This is a genomic window from Methylobacterium nigriterrae, assembly GCF_037106235.1.
Classification (GTDB): domain Bacteria; phylum Pseudomonadota; class Alphaproteobacteria; order Rhizobiales; family Beijerinckiaceae; genus Methylobacterium; species Methylobacterium nigriterrae.
The window spans coordinates 1-441 of record NZ_JBAWTG010000558.1 but is presented as its reverse complement, the minus strand read 5'-3'; the positions used below and the strand labels follow the sequence as shown (position 1 = coordinate 441).

General features: G+C 63.0%; 1 protein-coding gene. It reads right to left on the bottom strand.

Annotated features, from left to right (window positions below; genetic code table 11):
* Positions 1 to 182: 182 nt before the first annotated feature.
* Positions 183 to 441, bottom strand: a 259-nt coding sequence (locus WDW90_RS38230; protein ID WP_336492890.1) for a hypothetical protein, incomplete at its 5' end; no start/stop codon positions are given.

The following is a 441-nucleotide window of genomic DNA, read 5'->3' as shown; positions in this document are numbered from 1 at the left end:
ACCGCCTGGATCAGAGCCGGCAGCTCTGCCGGAGCCACGTGGTTGCGCGAGACATAGGCGGAGACGATCTCGGCCGCCCGCTCGAGCATTTCATTGTGCGCAAGTGAAGTTGTTCCGTCCGTTTCCATGGTGGTCTCCTGGTCGACCACATGCAAATCGGCGCGTTCGGTTGCGTAGGCAAGTCAGAAAATGTGCAGAAGTAGACGGTCTCTCAAGTTTCCGGGGGATGAATGCTGACGGTCCTGCAAAATCCGCTTCTCGTCGGCGGATCCGCAGAGCCGCTCTCGTGGCCGGCGGATCCACCATAGGGGCGGCTTGCTGCTCAATCCGCTTTCGGAGCTTTGCGCCGATCGCGCGACTTGGCAGGCGCCGGCGTCGCCTGAGACGGCTCCGCAGTCTGCCATCGCCTGCTTCGCGGCTTCGGCCCCAGCACGACGCTCT